General features: G+C 52.3%; 2 protein-coding genes. One reads left to right on the top strand and one right to left on the bottom strand.

Translation table 11 applies throughout. From position 1 onward, the window contains the following. Positions 1-778: asparaginase (locus QVP67_RS00290; RefSeq protein ID WP_288179731.1), on the bottom strand; the 778-nt coding region annotated here is incomplete at its 3' end. 459 nt (positions 779-1,237) lie between these two features. Between QVP67_RS00290 and thrA the strand changes: the two genes are divergently transcribed. Next, positions 1,238-3,454: bifunctional aspartate kinase/homoserine dehydrogenase I (thrA, locus tag QVP67_RS00285; protein WP_288179730.1), on the top strand; the 2,217-nt coding region annotated here is incomplete at its 3' end.

Raw genomic sequence — 3,454 nt, 5'->3', positions numbered from 1 at the left:
GCTTGCGGGGAGCGTTGCCCGAACCGTAGGTTTCCAGTACGACGGCTTTCAGTCCTTCGGTGGCGAAGAGCGAGCGCACCACGTTCTCCTGAATGCCGGGGAACAGCTTCAGAATGGCGATGTTGGTGTCGAGCAGGAAGTGCGGTTTCAGTTCGCGGCGGATGCCGTGGGGATGAATCTGCACATTATTATATTTAATATGTATACCTGCCGAAGCCAGTACAGGATAGTTGTACGAGCGGAAGGCGTTGAAGTTTTCGGCATTGATTTTGGTTGTCCGGTTTCCGCGCATCAGGTGGTTCTCGAAGAAGATACATACTTCGGGCACGATGGGGCGGCCGTTGCTGTGGCAGGCTGTGGCTATCTCGATGCTGGTCAGCAGGTTTTCCTTACCGTCGGTACGCAGCACGCCGATGGGCAGTTGCGAGCCGGTCAGGATGACGGGCTTGTTCAGCCCTTCGAGCATGAAGCTCAAGGCCGAGGCCGTGAAGGCCATCGTATCGGTGCCGTGCAGGATGACGAAGCCTGTATATTGTTGGTAGTTGTCGCTGATGATGCGTACCAGCCTTCGCCACGCTTCGGGATCCATGTCCGACGAGTCCATAGGCGGGTCGAACTGGTAAGTGTCGATACGGAAGGCAAACTTCTGGAGTTCGGGCACATGCTTTTGGAGCTGCTCCAGATTGAAGTTCTCCAGCGCGCCCGTTTCCGGATTCTCGATCATTCCGATGGTTCCACCGGTGTATATTAACAAAACGGAAGTGTTCTCTGGGGTCATACGCTCGTTTCTTTCGGTTCTACTGTGCAAAGATAATGATATATATCGTAAATTCTAACAAAGTGTAAGAAAAGAACATCCCAATCTTCTTTCCGAGGACTGTAAACGGCACAGTTTGTCTGTTGTGGATTCGGCATATTTCTGCATATTTTGGGCTCTTTCTATATTTTTATCGTAAAAAAGTGGCAAAAAGTGATAGAATGAACGTTTTTATTGTTACTTTTGCAACACTTATCAGAAACGATAGAAACAAGAGCTATGAACAAGTACTTCCAACATACCGTCACATCCATGTGGACCATGACCCTTAGGGGTTAGGGGATAGTATTTGTGTTTCTACGTGTTACACCATTTCAAAACAGCTTTATTTTTTTGATGCGAGGAGAGAAGATCTTTTTTTCTTTCGTCTCGTTTCCTTTTTCAATTATCTATTATCGTCAATAAAAACAGTCTAATATAATGAAAGTAATGAAGTTTGGCGGTTCGTCCGTAGGAACCGCAAGCAGTATCCTGAGTGTGAAGAAAATAGTGGAAGCGGTCGACGAGCCGGTCATCGTTGTCGTATCGGCCCTGGGCGGCATTACTGATAAGCTGCTCAATGCCTCGCGGCTGGCAGCGGCAGGCGACGCTTCGTACGAGAACGAATTCAAGGAAATAGTCTACCGCCACGTCGAGATGGTGAAGGAAATTATTCCGGCAGGCGAAGAGCAGGTGACCTTGCAACGCGAAGTGGGCGAGTTGCTCAACGAACTGAAGGACATCTTTCAGGGCGTATACCTGATAAAAGACCTGTCGCAGAAGACCAGCGACACCATCGTAAGCTATGGCGAACGCCTGTCGTCGCTCATTGCGGCACGTCTGACAGGGGCCGAATGGCGCGACTCGCGTCAGTTCATCAAGACAGAAAAGAAATTCTCGAAACACATTCTCGATGCCGACCAGACCTATCGCCTGGTGCGTGAGACCTTCCGCGAATTGCCCCGCCGTACGCTGATACCGGGCTTCATTGCTACCGACAAGACGACGGGCGTCGTGACCAACCTGGGCCGCGGAGGTTCGGACTACACGGCAGCCATTGTGGCCGCTGCGCTCGATGCCGACAGTCTGGAAATCTGGACCGATGTGGACGGCTTCATGACCGCCGATCCGCGTGTCATCTCCACTGCCTACACCATCAAGGAGTTGAGCTACGTGGAAGCTACCGAACTTTGTAACTTCGGTGCCAAGGTAGTCTATCCGCCTACCATCTACCCCGTCTGCCACAAGAACATTCCTATCCTGATAAAGAACACTTTCAATCCCGAGGGCGAAGGTACCATCATTAAGCAGGAAGTTTCCGATCCGCAGAGTAAGGCCATCAAGGGTATTTCTTCGATTAATGATACGAGCCTCATTACTGTGCAGGGTCTCGGTATGGTGGGCGTCATCGGTGTCAACTACCGCATATTCAAGGCGTTGGCCAAGAACGGCATTAGCGTCTTCCTCGTGTCGCAGGCATCGTCGGAGAACTCGACATCCATCGGTGTGCGCAATGCCGATGCCGACCTGGCTTGCGAAGTGCTGAACGAAGAGTTTGCCAAGGAAATTGTGATGGGCGAGATTTCGCCCATACAGGCCGAGAAGAACCTGGCTACCGTAGCCATCGTAGGCGAGAACATGAAGCATACCCCAGGTATCGCCGGTAAGCTGTTCGGCACGCTGGGACGCAACGGTATTAATGTGATAGCCTGTGCGCAGGGTGCTTCGGAGACCAACATTTCGTTTGTAGTAGACAGCAAGTCGTTGCGTAAGTCGCTTAACGTTATCCACGATTCGTTCTTCCTCTCTGAATATCAGGTACTCAACCTCTTCATTTGCGGCATTGGCACCGTGGGCGGCAGCCTGATACAGCAGATTCACAGCCAGCGGCAGAAGTTGATGCAGGAGAACGGTCTGCAACTCAATGTTGTAGGTATCGCCGATGCCAGCAGAGCGATGTTTGCCCGCGAGGGGCTCGACTTGGCCAACTTCCGTGAAGAACTCGCCGCAAAGGGTAAGGAAAGCACTGTAGGCATTTTGCGCAACGAGATTATCGGAATGAATATCTTCAACTCCGTCTTCGTCGACTGTACGGCGAGTGCCGAAGTAGCTTCGCTCTACAAAGACCTGCTGCAACACAACGTATCGGTAGTGGCAGCCAACAAGATAGCCGCTTCGTCCGAATACGAAAACTACCGCACACTGAAGCAGATAGCCCGTCAGCGCGGTGTGAAGTATCTGTTCGAGACCAACGTGGGCGCCGGACTGCCCATCATCAACACCATCAACGACCTCATCCATAGTGGCGACAAGATACTGAAGATAGAAGCCGTACTGAGCGGCACGCTGAACTACATCTTCAACAAGATCAGTGCCGACATCCCTTTCAGCCGCACCATCCGCATGGCGCAGGAAGAGCGTTACTCCGAACCCGATCCGCGCATCGACCTCAGCGGTAAGGACGTTATCCGCAAGTTGGTCATCCTGGCCCGCGAAGCCGGTTATCGCCTGGAGCAGAGCGACGTGGAGAAACACCTCTTCGTGCCCGACGACTTCTTCGAAGGTTCGCTGGACGACTTCTGGAAGAAAGTGCCCAGCCTGGACGCCGACTTCGAAGCCCGCCGCAAGGTGCTCGAAGCCGAGCACAAGCACTGGCGT

The organism is Bacteroides sp. CAG:633, from assembly GCF_000435115.1.
Classification (GTDB): Bacteria; Bacteroidota; Bacteroidia; order Bacteroidales; family Bacteroidaceae; genus Bacteroides; species Bacteroides ndongoniae.
The sequence above is the reverse complement of the archived record's forward strand: the minus strand, read 5'-3'. Positions and strand labels throughout refer to the sequence as shown.